Source organism: Deltaproteobacteria bacterium (assembly GCA_028818775.1).
Lineage (GTDB): Bacteria > Desulfobacterota > Binatia > UBA9968 > JAJDTQ01 > JAJDTQ01.
The window spans coordinates 1-1,026 of the sequence record JAPPNE010000024.1; the positions used below are offsets into that span (position 1 = coordinate 1).

General features: G+C 67.7%; 1 protein-coding gene. It reads left to right on the top strand.

Going from position 1 to position 1,026, the window contains the following annotated elements:
- Positions 1 to 914 (top strand): ethanolamine ammonia-lyase reactivating factor EutA (locus tag OXU42_01775; GenBank protein ID MDE0028118.1); only part of this gene is annotated, 914 nt, incomplete at its 5' end.
- Positions 915 to 1,026 lie beyond the last annotated feature (112 nt).

The window sequence follows — 1,026 nt, forward strand, 5'->3', positions numbered from 1 at the left end:
ACGTGGGCGGACGGCTGATGGCCACCGACGGCCACGGCACCATCACCGTGCTGGAGCCCGGCGGCAAAGCCTTGGCGAGCCACGTGGGCTTGGACTGGAACGTGGGGGACCGGGCCAGTCCCGCCGACGTGGAGCAACTGGCGGACCACATGGCGGACGTGGTGCTGACCCTCGCCAAGGGTGACGGCGCCGGGCCGGAGCTCGAGGGGCTGTGGGTGACTCCACCCCTGAACGGGTCCGGTGAGTGCGACGCCGTGGTCTTCTCCGGCGGCGTCGGCGAGTACGTGTACGGCCAGGAGGACGAGTCCCACGGCGACCTCGGGGCGCCCCTGGGCAAGGCGCTGCGCCGCCGCATCGACGAAGGCGCGCTGCCCGGCAGCCTGGTGAGTGCGCGCGAGTGCATCCGCGCCACGGTCATGGGCGCCGCGCAACATACCGTGCAGGTGTCCGGCAACACCATCTACCGCTCCGACGACTCGTTGCTGCCGCGCAAGAACCTGCAGGTTCTGCGGCCTCCGGTGGATCTCGACGGCGATATCGATCCGGCCGCCATGGCCCAGGCCATCCGGAGCCACTTCAGCGCCTTCGACCTCGTGGAGGGCGAAGCCGAGGTGGCCCTGGTGTTCCTGTGGCAGGGACCGCCCGCGGCGTTTCGCATCGCCGGGTTCTGCCGGGGCTTGCTGGAAGGGTTGGCGCAAACGGTGGCGCGGGAACGCCCCATCTACCTGGTGTTCGATCACGATCTCGCCGGCCTCGTCGGCACCATTCTCAAGCAGGACTTCGGACTCAGGGGCGACGTGCTGGCCCTGGACGGCGTCACCCTCCGCGACTTCGACTTCATCGACCTGGGCAGGGTGCTCGAACCCTCGGGCACCGTGCCGGTCACCATCAAGTCGCTGGTGTTCCGGTTCTAAGGGAACGTCGATTGTCATGGCGTCCTTCGACTTCGCTTCGCTACGCTCAGGACGAACGGTTGTGATTGCCATTTTCCGTTCGTCCTGAGCGTAGCTAAGCTAAGTCGAAGGA